This window comes from Streptomyces sp. Root431 (genome assembly GCF_001426585.1).
Classification (GTDB): Bacteria; Actinomycetota; Actinomycetes; order Streptomycetales; family Streptomycetaceae; genus Streptomyces; species Streptomyces stackebrandtii.
The window spans coordinates 664,834-680,762 of the sequence record NZ_LMEI01000006.1 but is presented as its reverse complement, the minus strand read 5'-3'; the positions used below and the strand labels follow the sequence as shown (position 1 = coordinate 680,762).

Annotated in this window: 12 protein-coding genes and 1 pseudogene; 7 read left to right on the top strand and 6 right to left on the bottom strand. The window is 73.9% G+C overall.

Annotation, left to right across the window (positions count from 1 at the left end):
- Both ASC82_RS07335 and ASC82_RS07330 read right to left on the bottom strand, forming a co-directional pair.
- Positions 1–502, bottom strand: a pseudogene (locus ASC82_RS07335) (AfsR family transcriptional regulator); the annotation flags it as partial.
- Between the two features lie 106 nt (positions 503–608).
- The coding region (locus ASC82_RS07330) for a BTAD domain-containing putative transcriptional regulator (protein ID WP_242427592.1) at positions 609–1,865 on the bottom strand (1,257 nt) is incomplete at its 3' end.
- A gap of 254 nt (positions 1,866–2,119) precedes the next feature.
- Here ASC82_RS07330 and ASC82_RS07325 point away from each other — a divergent pair.
- A complete protein-coding gene (locus tag ASC82_RS07325) occupies positions 2,120–4,204 on the top strand; it encodes a SpoIIE family protein phosphatase (protein WP_056643212.1) in 2,085 nt (694 codons plus the stop codon).
- 45 nt (positions 4,205–4,249) lie between these two features.
- Positions 4,250–5,275, top strand: a complete 1,026-nt coding sequence (locus ASC82_RS07320) for a PHP domain-containing protein (protein ID WP_056643208.1) — start codon at positions 4,250–4,252, stop codon at positions 5,273–5,275.
- A gap of 60 nt (positions 5,276–5,335) precedes the next feature.
- Here ASC82_RS07320 and ASC82_RS07315 read toward each other — a convergent pair whose 3' ends face one another.
- On the bottom strand, positions 5,336–6,733 hold the full coding sequence (locus tag ASC82_RS07315; RefSeq protein ID WP_056643205.1) for an NADP-dependent succinic semialdehyde dehydrogenase: 1,398 nt from the start codon (positions 6,731–6,733) through the stop codon (positions 5,336–5,338).
- Between the two features lie 128 nt (positions 6,734–6,861).
- Positions 6,862–7,521 (bottom strand): ThuA domain-containing protein, encoded by a 660-nt coding sequence (locus tag ASC82_RS07310; RefSeq protein WP_056643202.1) that lies wholly within the window; start codon positions 7,519–7,521, stop codon positions 6,862–6,864.
- Positions 7,522–7,679: 158 nt separating this feature from the next.
- Here ASC82_RS07310 and ASC82_RS07305 point away from each other — a divergent pair, with 158 nt between their 5' ends.
- Positions 7,680–8,495, top strand: coding sequence for a DUF3626 domain-containing protein (locus ASC82_RS07305; protein ID WP_056643199.1), 816 nt, complete (start codon positions 7,680–7,682; stop codon positions 8,493–8,495).
- 116 nt (positions 8,496–8,611) lie between these two features.
- A complete protein-coding gene (locus ASC82_RS07300) occupies positions 8,612–9,418 on the top strand; it encodes a class II aldolase/adducin family protein (RefSeq protein ID WP_056643198.1) in 807 nt (268 codons plus the stop codon).
- On the opposite strand, the gene ASC82_RS07295 is transcribed toward ASC82_RS07300, so the two are convergent.
- Positions 9,382–10,038 (bottom strand): TetR/AcrR family transcriptional regulator, encoded by a 657-nt coding sequence (locus ASC82_RS07295; protein WP_056643195.1) that lies wholly within the window; start codon positions 10,036–10,038, stop codon positions 9,382–9,384. The two genes, ASC82_RS07300 and ASC82_RS07295, sit on opposite strands and share 37 nt — an antisense overlap.
- A 103-nt stretch (positions 10,039–10,141) precedes the next feature.
- Here ASC82_RS07295 and ASC82_RS07290 point away from each other — a divergent pair, with 103 nt between their 5' ends.
- The 3 genes from ASC82_RS07290 to ASC82_RS07280 are packed head-to-tail and all read left to right on the top strand — an operon-like array spanning position 10,142 to position 14,479.
- Positions 10,142–12,691, top strand: a complete 2,550-nt coding sequence (locus ASC82_RS07290; protein WP_056643192.1) for an FHA domain-containing protein — start codon at positions 10,142–10,144, stop codon at positions 12,689–12,691.
- Between the two features lie 4 nt (positions 12,692–12,695).
- Positions 12,696–13,487, top strand: a complete 792-nt coding sequence (locus tag ASC82_RS07285) for a hypothetical protein (RefSeq protein ID WP_056643189.1) — start codon at positions 12,696–12,698, stop codon at positions 13,485–13,487.
- A complete protein-coding gene (locus ASC82_RS07280) occupies positions 13,487–14,479 on the top strand; it encodes a serine/threonine-protein kinase (protein ID WP_056643186.1) in 993 nt (330 codons plus the stop codon). The genes ASC82_RS07285 and ASC82_RS07280 overlap by 1 nt, the downstream gene beginning before the upstream one ends.
- A 99-nt stretch (positions 14,480–14,578) precedes the next feature.
- Here ASC82_RS07280 and ASC82_RS07275 read toward each other — a convergent pair whose 3' ends face one another.
- On the bottom strand, positions 14,579–15,910 hold the full coding sequence (locus tag ASC82_RS07275) for a streptophobe family protein (RefSeq protein WP_199862481.1): 1,332 nt from the start codon (positions 15,908–15,910) through the stop codon (positions 14,579–14,581).
- Positions 15,911–15,929: the final 19 nt, after the last annotated feature.

The following is a 15,929-nucleotide window of genomic DNA, read 5'->3' as shown; positions in this document are numbered from 1 at the left end:
GGGCGATGGCGGCGACCTGTCCGGAGCCGCGGAGCTCGGGGTCGGTACGACGGGCCAGCTCGCGGTAGTACGCGAGATGCCGCCGCTCCGTCGCCGCCCGCTCACCGGCCTCGTCCAGCCGCTCCCCCGCGTACTCCGCCACCGTCTCCAGGAGCCGGAACCGCATCCCCCGGCCGTCCGCAGCCGGACCGGCCACCACGAGCGACTTGTCGACAAGAGCACCCAGGACGTCCAGGACATCCCTATGCGCRCCGTCCGCGCAGACCGTCTCCGCCGCCGCSAGATCGCACCCGCCCGTGAACACCGCGAGCCGCCGCARCACCGCCCGCTCACCCTCGTCCAGCAACTCCCACGACCAGTCCACCACCGCCCGCAACGTCTGCTGCCGCGGCAACACCGTCCGCGCCCCCGACGTCAGCAACCGGAAACGATCGTCGAGACGGTCCGCGATCTGCCGCACCGACAGCATCCGCAACCGCGCCGCCGCCAGCTCGATCGCCAACGGCAAACCGTCGAGCCGACGGCACACCTCCTCCGCCGCCTCCGGATCGTCCCCCACCCGGAAACCCGGCCGCGCCGCCGCACCCCGCTCCCCCCACAACCGCAANGATCGCCAACGGCAAACCGTCGAGCCGACGGCACACCTCCTCCGCCGCCTCCGGATCGTCCCCCACCCGGAAACCCGGCCGCGCCGCCGCACCCCGCTCCCCCAACAACCGCAACGCCATCCCCACCGGCAACGGCCCCAACGGACTCAGCACCTCCCCCGGCACCCCCAACGGCTCCCGGCTCGTCGCCAGGACCGTCACACCCGGGCAGCGCGTGAGGAGGGTCTGCGCGAGTTCCGCCGCCGCGCCGATCACGTGCTCGCAGTTGTCGAGGACGAGGAGCATCCGCCGCCCGGAGCAGTACTCGACGAGGTGGGCGAGCGCGTCCTTCGGTCCGGTCGCCTCGGCGACGGCCGGACCGTTCCAGAGCTGGGTCTCACGGGCCCCGAGCGCGCTGAGGACGGCCGCGGCGACCGAGGACTCCTCCCGTACGGAGGCGAGTTCGGCGACGTGCACCGGTCCGCCCTCGAAGGTCTCGGCCGCCTCCAGGGCGAGCCGGGTCTTGCCGACGCCGCCGGGTCCGGTGAGGGTGACGAGCCGCCGGTCGGCCCACCCGGCGGCGAGCGCGCCCAGTTCGCCGTCCCGGCCGATGAACGAGGTCAGCCGGGCCGGCAGACGTCCGGGCGTGGGTGCGGGCCGGGGTGTGCCGAGGAGTTCGGCGTGCAGGGCGCGCAGTTCGGGCCCCGGGTCCGTGCCCAGCCGGTCGGCGAGGTCCGCACGTACCTCCTCGTACGCCGCGAGGGCCTCCGCAGGACGTCCGGCGGCCCGCAGGGCGCGGATCCGCAAGGCCTGAACGGGCTCGTCGAGCGGGTGCCCGGCGGCGAGGGCGGCGAGCGGCGCGAGGACGTCCGCGGCCCGCCCCAGGGCCAGGTCGGCGGCGAACCGGTCGCGGCGGGCTCGCGTGTGCCACTGTTCGAGCCGTACGACGAGGGGGTCGGCGTCCCGGCCGGGGAGGTCGGCCAGGGCGGGGCCGCGCCACAGGCCGAGGGCCTCGTCGAGACGGGCCGCGGCCCGTACGGCGTCGCCGACGGAGAGGGCGGCCGAACCCTCGGCGGCGAGCCGCTCGAAAAGGTGCAGGTCGACGGCGTCCTGGTCGGCTGCAAGCAGGTAGCCGCCACCGGGGGCGGAAACGATCGCCTCGTGTCCGAGGGCCCGGCGCAGACGGCCCACGAGGGCCTGGAGCGCGGCCGTCCGGTCCTGGTCGGCGGCCGGGTCGTCGTCGGCCCACACCTGGGCGATCAGCGCTTCGGCGCTCATCGGCCGCCCCGCTCCCCCGGTACCTCCGGCGGCGAGTGCGGTGAGCAGGGCCCGGAGCCTGGCACCGCCCAGTACGGCCTCCGTCCCGTCGGTACGGAGCGCCTGACAGGGACCGAGAACGCGGTAGGACGGCTGCACCGGCCCATTCTGCCCCGCCGGTGGCGGCCTCCGGTGCCTCGACCGTCGGGGCGAACTTGCGCCACGCCGTGTCATCGCCATGGCGTCCACGGGGTGCGGGTTCGACAATGGGGGGGATGAGCGATGACGACCGGCTGACGCGCAATGGCGAGATCGGGCCCGCCGAACGGCTCGCCATGAACCGGACCGGCAGTTTCGACTGGGATCTCGACACCGGCACGATCGATGTCGACGAGTCCGGGCTGCTGGTCTTCGGGCTGGCCCCGGACACCTACGACGGGCGCCCGGCGACGCTTGTCGCGCGCCTGGCGCCCGAGGAGCGGACCCGGCTGGAAGACATCGTGCGGGAGGCGGTCAAGGGCGGCTCGGTGTCGTACACCGCGCACTTCCCGATCCCGCAGGACGAGGGTGCACCCCACTGGACACACGTGCAGGCGCGGATCCTGCGCAAGCCGGACGGCAGGGCCCAGCGGATCGTCGGCGTCGTCAGGGACACGACCGCCGAGGTCACGCACTCCGCCTTCGTGCAGGAGCTGGAGAAGCGGCGCGAGGTGCAGACGAGCATCGTCGAGCGGACCACGAACGCGCTGTCGCGCGCGGTGACCGTGGACGACGTGACCGCCGCCCTGACCGGCCCCGGCGGGCTCGCCCGGCTCGGCGCGGAAGGGCTGGCACTCGGGCTCGTCGAGAACGGTTCGCTGAACGTGATCGCGCTCAGCGGCGAGTCCCTCGACGCCCTGAACGACTTCCGCAGCCGGCGGCTCGACGGGGGCCTCCCCCTGGCCGAGACGGTGCTGACCGGCCGGCCGCGGTTCGTCTCCTCTTTCCAGTCGCTCGGCCGGGACTTCCCCGAACTGGCGCCGTACCTCTCGCGGCTGCGGTTCAAGTCCGCCTGCTACCTGCCCCTGGTGGCGCAGGCCCGCTCCCTGGGCGGCATGGCGCTGTTCTACCGGGGCCGTTCGTCCTTCAACGCCGACGAGCGGAACCTCGCGCTCGGTCTCGCGGCGATCGTCGCCCAGTCTCTCCAGCGGGCCATCCTCTTCGACGAGGAGCGGGAGCTCGCGACGGGGCTCCAGGCGACGATGCTGCCGCGCAGGATCCCGGCGATCACCGGCGGCGAGATCGCCGTGCGCTATCACGCGGCGTGGAGCGGACGGCAGGTCGGCGGCGACTGGTACGACGTGATCCCGCTGCCCCGCGGCCGGGTCGGGATCGTCGTCGGCGACGTGCAGGGCCACGACACGCACGCGGCCGCCATCATGGGCCAGTTGCGGATCGCGCTGCGGGCGTACGCCGGCGAGGGCCACGCCCCGTCGACGGTGCTGGCCCGGGCCTCGCGCTTCCTCGCCGAACTGGACACCAACCGCTTCGCGACCTGCACCTACGCGCAGGTGGACCTGGCGAGCGGCGCCCTGCGCGCCGTACGGGCCGGGCACCTCGGGCCGCTGATCCGGCACACCGACGGGCGGGTCGGGCAGCCCAAACTGCGGGGCGGGCTGCCGCTGGGGCTCGCGACCGTGTTCGGCGACGAGGAGTTCCCGGAGACGCGCCTCGACCTGGTGCCCGGGGAGACGCTTGTGCTGTGCACGGACGGGCTCGTGGAGCAGCCCGGTTCCGACATCGACGCGGGTCTCGACGCCCTTTCCGAGGCGATCGGCAGCGGCCCGCCGCAGGCGGAGGCGCTCGCCGACCACCTCTCGGAGCGGCTGTGGGAGCGGTGGGGTTCCGGCGACGACGTGGCGCTGCTCGTGCTGCGGCGGAGCCCGGACCCGGGCACGCCCCGGGCGCCGCGGATCCACCAGTACATCCACCAGGCCGACCCGCAGGGCCTCTCGGACGCGCGGGCCGCCGTGACGCAGGCGCTGCGCGACTGGGGTCTGCCCGAACTGGCCGACGACGCCGAGCTGTTGACGGGTGAGCTGCTCGTCAACGTCCTGCTGCACACCGAGGGCGGCGCGGTGCTGACCCTGGAGGTGCTGCCCGAGCCCGTGCGGCGCGTACGGCTCTCGGTGCAGGACCGGTCGAGCGCCTGGCCCCGGCGGCGTACCCCCGGCGAGGCGGCCACCTCGGGGCGGGGGCTGCTCCTGCTCGACGCGCTCGCGTCCCGGTGGGGGGTCGAGCCGCGCGGCGAGGGCAAGGCGGTCTGGTGCGAGATCGAGCCGGCGCCGGTGGCGGCCGACGCCGTCCCGGGCGGTGGGTGAGGAGGACGCTGTGGACCCCGTGGCCGGTCTGAGGAGGAGGATGCCGTGGACCCCGTGGCCGCTCTGAACCGGATCGCGTTCCTGCTGGAGCGCGCGCAGGCGCCGGGGTACCGGGCGCGGGCGTTCCGCACGGCCTCCGCCGCCGTCGACGCCCTGCCGGAGGGCGAGGCGGCCCGGCTGGCGGCTGCGGGCACCCTGGAGTCGGTGAAGGGGCTCGGGCCGAAGACGGCGGCCGTGGTGCGGGAGGCACTAAACGGCCGGGTGCCGGAGTACCTGGCGGGGCTCGAGACGGAGCTGGAGGAGTCGCTGCGGACCGGGGAACCCACGAGCGGCGGCGAGGCGCTCCGGGCGGCCCTGCGCGGCGACTGCCACCTCCATTCCGACTGGTCCGACGGCGGCGCCACGATCGAGTCCATGGGGCGTGCGGCGGCGGGGCTCGGGCACGAGTGGGCGGTCCTCACGGATCACTCGCCGCGACTCACGGTCGCGCGGGGCCTCTCGCCCGAGCGGCTGCGGGAGCAACTGGACGTAGTGGCACGGCTGAACGAGGAGTGGGCGCCCTTCCGGCTTCTCACCGGAATCGAGTGCGACATCCTGGAGGACGGCTCGCTCGACCAGGAACCGGAGCTGCTCGAACGGCTCGACGTGGTGGTCGCGTCGGTGCACTCGAAGCTGCGGATGGACGCGCGCACGATGACCCGCCGGCTCGAACGGGCCGTCCGCGACCCGCTCGTGGACGTGCTCGGGCACTGCACGGGCCGGCTCGTGGCGGGCGGACGGCTGCGGCCCGCCTCGGAGTTCGACGCGGAACGGGTCTTCGCGGCGTGCGCCGAGGCCGGCACGGCGGTCGAGATCAACAGCCGCCCGGAGCGCCTCGATCCGCCGCGCGCGCTGCTGCGGACCGCGGTGGCCTCGGGCGCGTACTTCGCGATCGACACGGACGCGCACGCGCCGGGTCAGCTGGAGTGGCAGATCCTCGGCTGCGCGCGGGCCGAGGAGTGCGGCGTACCGGAGGACCGGGTGATCAACACCTGGCCGGCGGAACGGCTGTTGGCGTGGACGCGGGCCTGACCCGGGTGACGACCCGCGCCCCGGGTCCCACGCCGGGTCCCACGCCGGGTGCGAGGCCGGTCAGGCGCGCTGCCAGACCGTGGTCGCGTTGCAGAACTCGCGGATGCCGTGGCCGGAGAGTTCGCGGCCGTAGCCGGAGCGCTTGATCCCGCCGAAGGGGAGCGCCGGGTGGGAGGCCGTCATGCCGTTGACGAACACCCCGCCGGCCTCCAGGTCGCGCACGAAGAAGGCGATGTCCTCGTCCTTGCGGGTCCAGACGTTCGAACTGAGCCCGAACGGGGAGTCGTTGGCGACGGCCACGGCCTCCTCGATGTCCTGCACCGGGTAGACGGTGGCGACGGGGCCGAAGGTCTCCTCCTGGTGGATCCGCATCTCGGGGGTGATGCCGGTGAGCACGGTCGGCCGGTAGTACCAGCCCCGCCGCAGCCCCTCGGCTTCCGGGCGACCGCCGCCGCACAGGACGACCGCGCCCCGGTGTACGGCGTCGTCGACGAGGGCCTCCAGGTCGGTGCGGCCCTGCTCGGTGGCGAGGGGGCCGACGTCGGTGGACTCGTCGAGGGGGTCGCCCACGGTGAGGGCGTTCATGGCGGCGGCGAAGCGCTCGGCGAAGTCGTCGTAGACGTCGTGGTGGACGATGAACCGCTTGGCGGCGATGCAGGACTGGCCGTTGTTCTGCACGCGCGCGGTGACGGCGGTCTTCACCGCCCGCACGATGTCGGCGGAGGGCATGACGATGTACGGGTCGCTGCCGCCCAGCTCCAGGACGGTCTTCTTCACCTCGTCGCCCGCGACGGCGGCGACGGCCCGGCCGGCGGGTTCGCTGCCGGTGAGGGTGGCGGCCACGACCCGGGGGTCCCGGAGGACGGCCTCGACGTCGCGCGAGCCGATGAGGAGCGTCTGGAAGCAGCCGTCCGGGTATCCGGCGCGGCGGAACAGGTCGCCGAGGTAGAGGGCGGTCCTCGGCACGTTCGACGCGTGCTTGAGGAGACCGGTGTTGCCCGCCATGAGGGCGGGCGCGGCGAAGCGGATCACCTGCCAGAGCGGGAAGTTCCACGGCATGACGGCGAGGATCGGGCCGAGGGGCCGGTAGTGGACGCGGGCCAGGTCGGCGCCGGAGTCCTGGACGTCGCTCTCGGCCGGGTGCTCGTCGGCGAGCAGCTCCTCGGCGTTGCGGGCGTACCAGCGCATGGCCTTGGCGCACTTGGCGGCCTCGGCGCGGGCGGCGGCGATCGGCTTGCCCATCTCGACCGTCATGGTCCGGGCGATGTCCTCGACGTCCTCGTCGAGGAGGGTCGCGGCGGCCCGCATCAGGCGGGCGCGCTCGGCAAAGGACGTGGTGCGGTACTGGCGGTACGCCTCGTGCGCGGCGGCGATGCGCCGCTCGACCTCCTCGGGCCCGTGGGCCTCGTAGGTGCGCAGCGTCTCACCCGTCGCGGGGTTCACCGTGGCGATGCCCATGACGTCTCTCCTCCTGCCATCGGCCCCCACCGGCAACCTCCCGCGCCGGACGCGACGGCGCAACAGGGGCGGGGCGGTGGGGTGACCGCCTGACCGCCGCGAGGACGTGCGGTCAGGCGGTCAGGCGGTCAGGCGGTCAGCCAGGACAGTGCGCCCGAGATGTGGGCGCGGAAGGCCGGGTCGTCGTACGCCTCCGAGGAGTGCCCCAGCGCGGTGAAGAAGACGCGCCCCCGGTCCACCCCCCGGCACCACACCAGCGGATGGTCGTCGCCGAGAGTACCGCCGCTGTACGAGGTCTCGTCGGCCCGCGCGAGGACCCGCACGCCCGCCCCTCGCGGGTTGGAGGTGAAGTTGTACCACTCGTCGGTCCAGGCCCAGCTCTCCGGGAGCGGAGCCGTCGCCGGATGGGCGGGGTCCTCGACGAGCACGGTGCCCGGCTGGATCTCCGGGTGGCCGTCGAAGCGGGTGCCGAGGAGCTCGCCGTAGAAGGGCCAGTCCGGCTCGGCGTTGGCCGCCGCGTGGACGGCGAGGAGGGCGCCGCCGTCCCGGAGGTACGCGGCGAAGGCGGCGCGCCCCTCGGGCGTCAGGACGGTGCCGGTGGTGGAGAGCAGCACGACGGCGGCGCACCGGGCGAGCCGTCCGGGCGTGAAGGCTTCCGGGTCCTCCGTGATCTCGGCCCCCCAGCCCTGCTCGCGGGCGATCCCGGCGAGGGCGGCGGCGCCGGCGGGGATCGAGTCGTGGCGGTACCCGGTGGTGCGGGTGTAGATCAGCACGTCGGCGGTGGGCACGCGGTGGACTCCTGGGGTTGCGGTTCGGCGGAGGGGCGGGGGAGGGACGAGGCCGGCCCCGAGAAGACGGATAGAAAGCGCTTTCTACACTCCTCACCCCGACCGTAGCCAGCGCCGCCCCCTCCCCGCAAGCCCCGCCGCGCGGGCATGCTGCCCCGATGACACCCCTTCACGACCACGCAGTCCAGGCGCTCGCCCATGTGGCCGGCCGCTCCACCGGCGATCCGCTCGACCCGGCCCTGCGGGTCACGATCAACTTCCACCCGCACTTCCTCGACCTGCTCGCGGTCGACGGCGTCTACCGCTCCCAGTTCGTGACCGGCACGAGCAATGCCGGCCTCACCGCCCGGCCCGGCGGGGACCGCTGGCGCTGGGAGAGCCGGTTATTCGGCGGGGCCTACGACGCGGCTCCCCCGCACAGGCGGCCGGTCTACGGGGCGCTGGACTTCCGCAACCGCCCCTTCGGCGCCGCTCCCCGCTTCGGCTCCGCCCATCTGCGGCTGGCGGCACCGGTCGTGGAGCGGGCCTCGTTCTGCTATCCGGACAGTCATCTGGAGCCCACGGACTTCGGCGTCGCCTCCCGCATGCGGCTGGTCGCCATGGCCGAGGCCGACGGACGGGACCTGCTCGACGACTACGTCGAGGCGCACATCCACGGGCCCGTCGTGATCGGACGCGACGTGGAGGCACTGGTCCTGGACCCGAGCCACCGGGGCACGGCGGTGGAGGCGGCGGCCAGGCTGCTGCCGTGTGCCGTCGAGTGGCACGGCGGGTTCCGACTGCCCGTCGAGGAGCTGCGGCGGTATCCCGGGTTCCGGGGACCGGAGTACGTCGAGCTGGGCGCCCGGATCGCCGTCGACGGGGTCCTGGACCCGCGGATCGTGCAGGAGGCGGCCGCTTCCGGGGACCACGACCCCCAGGGCGTGAAGAAGGTGTGGCACTACCTGGCCCGCTTCGGGGCGCCGACCGCATGACGCGGCCCACCCACGCGCAGCTCGTCCTGCACGAGCCGAAGTGATCCATTGTCGTATCGGATACATCTCTGTATCTTTTGGCGCGCCGTGCCCCACCCCCTCACCGAGGAGCCGCCATGAGCACCGTGCCGCCCGCGCTCGCCGCCGCCGTCGGGCCGCTGCCCGACGGGGTCGTCCTGCCGCTGCCGCCCGCCTTCGACACCGTCGAGGAGGAGCGCGCGTACCGCAAGGAGCAGCTCGCCGCCGGGTTCCGGATCTTCGGGAGGTTCGGATTCTCCGAGGGGGTCGCCGGGCACATCACCGTCCGCGATCCCGGCGACCCGAACGCCTTCTGGGTCAACCCGTTCGGGATGAGCTTCAGTCAGATCAAGGCCTCGGACCTGATCCTCGTGGACCACGAGGGGACCGTCCTCGAAGGGCGCAGGCCCGTGAACCGGGCCGCGTTCGTCATCCACTCGCGCGTCCACGCCGCCCGGCCCGACGCCGTCGCCGCCGCGCACTCGCACTCCCTGCACGGCAAGGCGTTCTCCAGCCTCGGCATCCCGCTGGACCCGATCACGCAGGACGCGTGCGCCTTCTTCGAGGACCACGGCATCTACGACGACTACCGCGGCGTGGTGAACGAGACCGAGGAGGGCGAGCGGGTCGCGAAGGCCCTGGGCGAGCACAAGGCCGTCATCCTCAAGAACCACGGCCTTCTGACGGTCGGCCACTCCGTCGCCGAGGCCGTGTGGTGGTTCGTGACCATGGAGCGCTCCTGCCAGGCGCAGCTCCTCGCGATGGCGGCGGGCACCCCGCAGCTGATCGACCGGGAGACGGCGCTCCTCACCCGCGGCCAGATCGGGGGCCACCTCGCGGGCTGGTTCCAGGCGCGCCCCCTGTGGGATCAGATCACCGCGTCCGACCCGGACCTGTTCGGCTGACCTCCGGGAGCGGGGATCTCGCGCGTCGAGACCTCCAGGAGCGGTGCGAGGAACTCACGTTCGAGGCTGCCGGGCGGCAGCGCCGCCGGTTCGACGTAGCTCTGCGCGAGGCCGCCCTCGCGCAGGGCCACGATGAGCCGGGCGAACCGGTCGGCCTCCACGGTGAGTTCGCGCCCGGCGCGGCGCAGGACGAGCGTGAGGCCGCGGGCGATCTCGGCGCGCAGCCGCTCGTCGTGGCGCGCGAGCACCCACGCGGCCTGCCGGTCGCGGATGGCGTGCAGAGTGAACTCGGTGGTGACCAGGTACCAGTCCCGCTCGTCCGGCTCGATCCGGGAGGCGAGCTCGGCCAGCCGCGCCAGCGTGTACTCCTCGGCGGTCAGCGCGTCGATCGCGTCGGCGAGCCGTCGCACGGTCCGGTCGCTGTGCTCGTCGAAGAGCGCGAGGAAGAGCTCCTCCTTGCTGGCGAAGTTCGAGTAGTACGCACCCCGCGTGTACCCCGCGCGCTCACAGATCTGCTCGATCGTCGTCGCGTGGAAACCGTGCTCGGCGAAGGCCTCCAGGGCGGCTTTCAGAAGGGCCGCGCGCGTGCGGGGCCGTCGCCTGGTGACACCTTTCGGCACGGGTGGGCCTCCTTCGTCGGTCGCCGCGTCGGCGGCGGAAGCGCCCACCCTACCGGCGCCTTCATCCCGGGCAGGGATCAGCGTCGGCGGATAGGATTCACGCATGGGAGAGCGGCCCGTCGTGCCCGCCGCGCCCGCCTTGGTCCTCGAGATCGACGGGGACGCGACGCTCATGAACCCGAGCCGCGTCTATCGCATCGGGCGCGACCCGACCAGTGATGTCGTGCTCTCGGACGCCCGGGCGTCCTGGCACCACGCTCTGCTGCGCGCCGTCGGTGGTCATTGGGACCTGGCGGACGAGGGCAGTACCAACGGGACCTTCGCGGACGGCCTGCGGGTGGCGGGAGCGCGGGAGGTCGGCCCCGGGACGGTCGTACGGTTCGGGCATCCGCAGGACGGCCCGCGTGCGGTGCTCTCGTCGGCGACCCGGCCGCGGCCGCCGGCACCTCCGCCCCCGGCAGCGCCACCCCGGAAGCCCCAGGAGCCCCAGGAGCCCGAGGAGCCCCGCCCCCCGGAGCCCCCGGTGCCCCAGGAGTCCCAGGAGTCCCAGGAGCCGCCTGCCCCCGTCTCTGCCGCCGCCCCGGCCTCCGTCGCCGCCGCGCCGCTCCGGCCTGCCTCCGTCTCGTACCCCAACGCCACCGGCACGTTCCGGCAGCCGACCTCCGTGCGGCCCCTGCCCGTCCACAGCATCCGGATCGGCCGCGCGCCCGACAACGACGTGGTCGTCTCCGACCTGATCGTCTCCCGGCGTCACGCCGAGCTGCGGGCCCTGCCCGACGGCACGTACGCGATCCACGACCTCGGCAGCCACAACGGCACCTTCCTCAACGGTCGGCGCGTCGTCGACGCCCGTGTGACGGCGGACGACATCGTCGGCATCGGCCGGTGTGCGTTCTGCCTGATCGGAGGGCAGCTCGTCGAGTTCACCGACACCGGCGAGATCTCCCTCGACGTCCAGGAGCTCGCGGTCACCGTCGACCACGGCCGCAAGACCCTCCTCGACGCGGTGTCGTTCCCGGTGGGCCAGAAATCCCTGCTCGCGGTCGTCGGGCCGTCCGGCGCCGGAAAGTCGACGCTCCTGGGCGCGCTGACCGGTCAGCGCCCCGCCGACCGCGGCACCGTGCTCTACGACGGCCGTGACCTCTACCGGGACTACGCCGAGCTGCGCCAACGCATCGGGCTCGTGCCGCAGGACGACATCCTGCACCTCCAGCTCACCGTCCGCCGCGCCCTCGGCTACGCCGCCGAGCTGCGCTTCCCCGAGGACACGGCGCCGGCCGAGCGCCGGGCCCGGGTGGACGAGGTGATCGGCGAGCTCGGTCTCGTGGAGCGGGCCGATCAGCCCATCCACAGTCTCTCCGGCGGCCAGCGCAAGCGGGTGAGCGTCGCCCTCGAACTGCTCACCAAGCCGTCGCTGCTCTTCCTCGACGAGCCGACCTCCGGCCTCGACCCGGGGATGGACCGGTCCGTGATGCACATGCTGCGCGGGCTCGCGGACGACGGGCGCACGGTCGTCGTCGTCACGCACAGCGTCCTCAGCCTCGACGTCTGCGACCGGCTGCTCGTCCTCGCCCCCGGCGGCAAGGTGGCCTACTACGGGCCGCCCGCCGACACCCTCGACTTCTTCGGCTACACGCAGTGGCCGGAGGCCTTCGAAGCCTTCGAGAACGAGCGGGACCGCGACTGGGCCGGGCAGTACCGGTCGTCCCGCTTCCACCGCCGGTACGTCACGGACGCGACGGCCCGCCCCTTCCTGCCCACCGGGGGCGAGGGTGGGGAGAGCAGCGACTCGGGCGCCGCCGTGCGGCCCGTACCGGATCCCGCGCCGCCGCCGAAGGCGCAGAGCTGGGGCTCCCAGCTGCGGACCCTCGTGCGCCGGTACGCCGCCGCGCTCTCCGCCGACCGCACCTTCCTCGCGATCATGATCGCGCTGCCCTTCGTGATGGGCGCGATGGCCCGCGCCCTGTCCGAGGGCAGTCTCAACCCGGAATCGACCCTGAACGTCCTGCTCATCCTCTGTGTGGGCGGAGTCCTCACGGGCGCGGCGAACGCCGTGCGCGAGCTGGTCAAGGAACGCACGATCTACCGGCGCGAGAGAGCCGTCGGCCTCTCCCGCTCGGCCTATCTCGCCTCCAAGGTGGTGGTCCTCGGCGTGATCACCGTCGTGCAGGCGGTGGTCCTGACCCTGGTGGCCCTGATCGGCGTCCCGCTGAACGTGCCCGGCGACAAGGGCGTCCTGCTGCCCCCGCTCGTCGAGATCACGCTCGCCGTCGCGCTCCTCGCCTTCACCGCGATGATGCTCGGCCTCCTCGTGTCGGCCGTGGTCCGCAAGGAGGAGGTGACGATGCCGCTGCTCGTCCTCCTCGCCATCGTGCAGGTGGTGTTCTGCGGCGCCCTGCTCACGGTGCGCGGCACGCCCGTCCTGGAGCAGCTCTCCTGGCTGGTGCCCTCTCGCTGGGCGTTCGCCGCGATGGGCGCGACCATCGACATCGGGACGGTCGCGCCGAGCGACAAGACCGACGATCCGCTGATGCGCCACACGCTGGACGCCTGGCTGTTCGACATGGGCATGCTGGTCGTGATCTGTCTCGCCCTCGGTGTCGTGGTCGCGCGGCTGCTGCGCCGCCACGAGCCGGTCGTGATGCGGAGGTAGGCCCGTGAACGTCCCCGTACCCGACTACGTGCCGGACTTCCGGCCCACGCACGTCGTGCCGCGCGACGGCCTCTCCGCCTGGGAGGCCCCGGATCCGGGGCTGCCGACGGCGCCCCTCGACGCGTTCCTGCCGGTGCGGCTGACGGAGCGGGCCGGGGACTGGGGGCGGGTGCTGTGCTCCAACGGCTGGTCGGCGTGGGTGGACGCGCGGCTGCTCGTGGCGGTGCCGGACGATCCCCCGGCGGCGGGCCGGCCGCTCACCAGGACGGCCGATCCGCGGCCGCTGATCGCCCGCGCCGAGGACGCGCTGGGCCGGTACCGGCGGGCGGCGGAGGAACTGGGCGCGGGCCGTCTGGACGGCGAGGCGTTCCGGCTGCGAACCCGCGGCCTGCGGGTGGGAATGGTCGTCGACGGCGAGTCGGTGTGGCTGTACGACGCGGAGCACGAGCGCTGGGTGTTCTGCGACGGCCTCGGGCTGATCACGTACGCGGCGGCCGCGGCCCCCTCGGCCGCGGCACGCCCCGTCGACACCCCCCTGGCCGACACGCCTGCCGGCACGCCGCCGGACGGCGAGCCGCCGTCGGCGGACGGGCATCGGCCCGGGACGAAGGAGGTCCCGGCGTCCGTCGGGGCTGCCGGGGCCGCAGGGGCCGGCAAGGCGGGCGACCGGGCACGGGGGGCGCCTCCCGCGTACGAGCCGACTCAGGTGGTGCCGCAGGTCGACCCGGCGGTGGCGGCCGGGCCGCCGCCGACACAGATCGTGGAACGGCCGCCGGACGAGACGGATGAGGGCTGATGGCCGGCGGCGAGCGGGACGGCGACCTCCCGGCCGGCCGGCCCTCCGGGCTCCTCGGCAAGGAGATCGCGGGCTACCGGGTGGAGAGCGAGATCGGGCGAGGGGGCATGGCCGTCGTGTACCGGGCGCGCGACCTGCGGCTGGACCGGACGGTGGCCCTGAAGCTCCTCGCGCCCGAGCTGGCCCGCAACGACACCTTCCGCAAACGCTTCGCACACGAGTCGCGCGTCGCCGCCTCCATCGACCACCCCCACATCGTGCCGGTCTTCGACGCCGGCGAGACGGAGGGGGTCCTCTTCATCGCGATGCGGTACGTGGCGGGGCAGGACCTGGCTGCGCTGCTCACCCGCGAGGGGCCGCTGCCTCCCCAGACGGCCGGCCGCATCGCCGTACAGGTGGCCTCCGCCCTGGACGCGGCGCACGCGCACGACCTGGTGCACCGGGACGTGAAGCCCGGCAACATCCTGGTCGCCGAGGGAACCGACCGCGACCACCCCGAGCACGTCTACCTCACGGACTTCGGGCTGACGAAGAAGTCCCTGTCGCTGACCGGGTTCACGACGGTGGGCGAGTTCGTCGGCACCCTGGACTACGTGGCGCCCGAGCAGATCTCGGGCAAGCCGGTGGACGGCCGGTGCGACGTCTACGGCCTGGCGTGCGTGGTGTTCGAGACGCTGACGGGCGCCCCGCCGTTCCGCCGCGACACGGACTGGGCGGTGCTGTGGGCGCAGCAGTACGATCCGCCGCCGCCGCTCTCCGAAGCGCGTCCGGGGCTGCCCGAGGCGGCGGACGCGGTCTTCACGAGGGCGCTGGCGAAGGCCCCCGAGGAGCGGTACGGGACGTGCCTGGAGTTCGTCGCGGAGCTCCGGTCGGCGCTGGCCACCCCGGGCACGGGGACGACGAGGCCGCCCGGGGAGAGCTCGGGCCACCGGCCGCTGAGACCGCCCCCGGCGCCACCGGCCTGGGCGCGACCGGTCTTCCGGGAGCTGTAGGGAGCCCTGCTTCACGAGCAGCCAGGCCTACTGGCTTCACGAACAGTCCGGCCTCCTGGCTTCACGAACAGTCCGGCCTCCTGGCTTCAGGAGGCCGGACTACTTCTCGGCCTCGACCTCGCCCTTGCGGTGGACGCGGGAGGCGAGGAGGCCGCCGAGGAAGCCGAAGACCAGGCCCCAGAGGAGGGCGAAGCCGACCGTCTTCCAGACGTGCGGGCGCAGCAGCACCTCGCCGCCCAGGGATTCGAGGTCGCCGATGCCGAGGATCGAGAGGCCGAAGCGGGCCTGGACCAGGGTGAGGGGGGTGATGACCAGCATCGTCACGGCGAAGGCGATGCCCAGGTGCAGGGAGTGCTGCCAGAGCCGGGTCCTGGCCGGGGAGCGGACCGCCGCCGCGAAGGCGGCGCCGAGCAGCAGGACGGCCGCGATGGGAAGCAGCCACCAGGCCCTCGCGTCCTCCGCGGCGAGCGAGGACAGGTCGACCGTGGACAGGTCCGTGCCCTGGCCGTCGCGGAGGACGGCGTCGAGGATCTGCGGCATGGGGAGGCCGAACGGCCCCTCGGCCTTGCCCTCCCACGAGCCGCCGATGCCCACGCCGAGCGCGAGCCAGGACACGTTGGGCAGACCGAGCAGGAGGACGGCGAGGGTCTCCGCCACATGGCCCTTGGTGGTCGCGACGACGATCCCGATGACCAGGCCCAGGGCCACGTACGCGAGGACCAGCAGGAGCATCGCGTGGGCGGCGGGCCGGACGGGCTCGTGATAGCGGACGAGCCGGGGCGGCAGAGGGGTCTTTCGGGAGACGAGGAGGGCGACGGCGAGCACGCCGAGGATCCACAGGAGCCCGTAGAAGAGCGTGGGGCCGACGTCGGTGCGGAAGCCGACGGTGGGGTTGACGGCGTCGACGAGCTCGCCGAAGAGGTCCGCGAGGGGGTTCTCGGAAGTGTCCGACGAGGTGTCCCCGCCGATCGTGAGCGGGAAGTCGTGCCGGGCGAGGGCGGAGAGGCCCGCGAGGGCGGCCAGCCAGAGGACGACGGTGCTCACGGCGCGGAGCAGGAGTTCGCGGGTGCCCGTGACCGCGTGGTGGCGCAAGGGGCGGAGGAAGCAGAAGCCGGTGACGAGTGCGCCCACCAGGGTGACGGTGAGGGGCATCGCGGTCAGTTCGGCCTGGGTTCCGGCGAGGGCTCCCGCGTCGCCGGAGAGGTCGACCTTGCCGCCCGTCGCCATGACGACGACCGCGGCGAGGACGGCGGTGAAGCCGCCCGGCAGGTCGGCCGCGCCCGCGGCCCAGAGGCCGAGCCCGGCGACGACGCCCATCGCGACGTACCCGGCGAACACCGCTGCCAGGGCCTGGACGCCGACGCGTACGAAGAGCCCGGTCGGGGTCGCGGGGCTCGCTGAGGTGGAGAGCCGACTGCTCACGCTGTCCACGCTAGTACCGGTGGCGCCC

What these genes read in the sequence shown, in the direction of transcription:
- ASC82_RS07280 (WP_056643186.1), top strand. Translation starts at nt 13,487, where the DNA reads ATGGCCGGCGGCGAGCGGGACGGCGACCTCCCGGCCGGCCGGCCCTCC.
- ASC82_RS07300 (WP_056643198.1), top strand. Translation starts at nt 8,612, where the DNA reads ATGAGCACCGTGCCGCCCGCGCTCGCCGCCGCCGTCGGGCCGCTGCCC.
- ASC82_RS07325 (WP_056643212.1), top strand. Translation starts at nt 2,120, where the DNA reads ATGAGCGATGACGACCGGCTGACGCGCAATGGCGAGATCGGGCCCGCC.
- ASC82_RS07315 (WP_056643205.1), bottom strand. Translation starts at nt 6,733, where the DNA reads ATGGGCATCGCCACGGTGAACCCCGCGACGGGTGAGACGCTGCGCACC.
- ASC82_RS07305 (WP_056643199.1), top strand. Translation starts at nt 7,680, where the DNA reads ATGACACCCCTTCACGACCACGCAGTCCAGGCGCTCGCCCATGTGGCC.
- ASC82_RS07290 (WP_056643192.1), top strand. Translation starts at nt 10,142, where the DNA reads ATGGGAGAGCGGCCCGTCGTGCCCGCCGCGCCCGCCTTGGTCCTCGAG.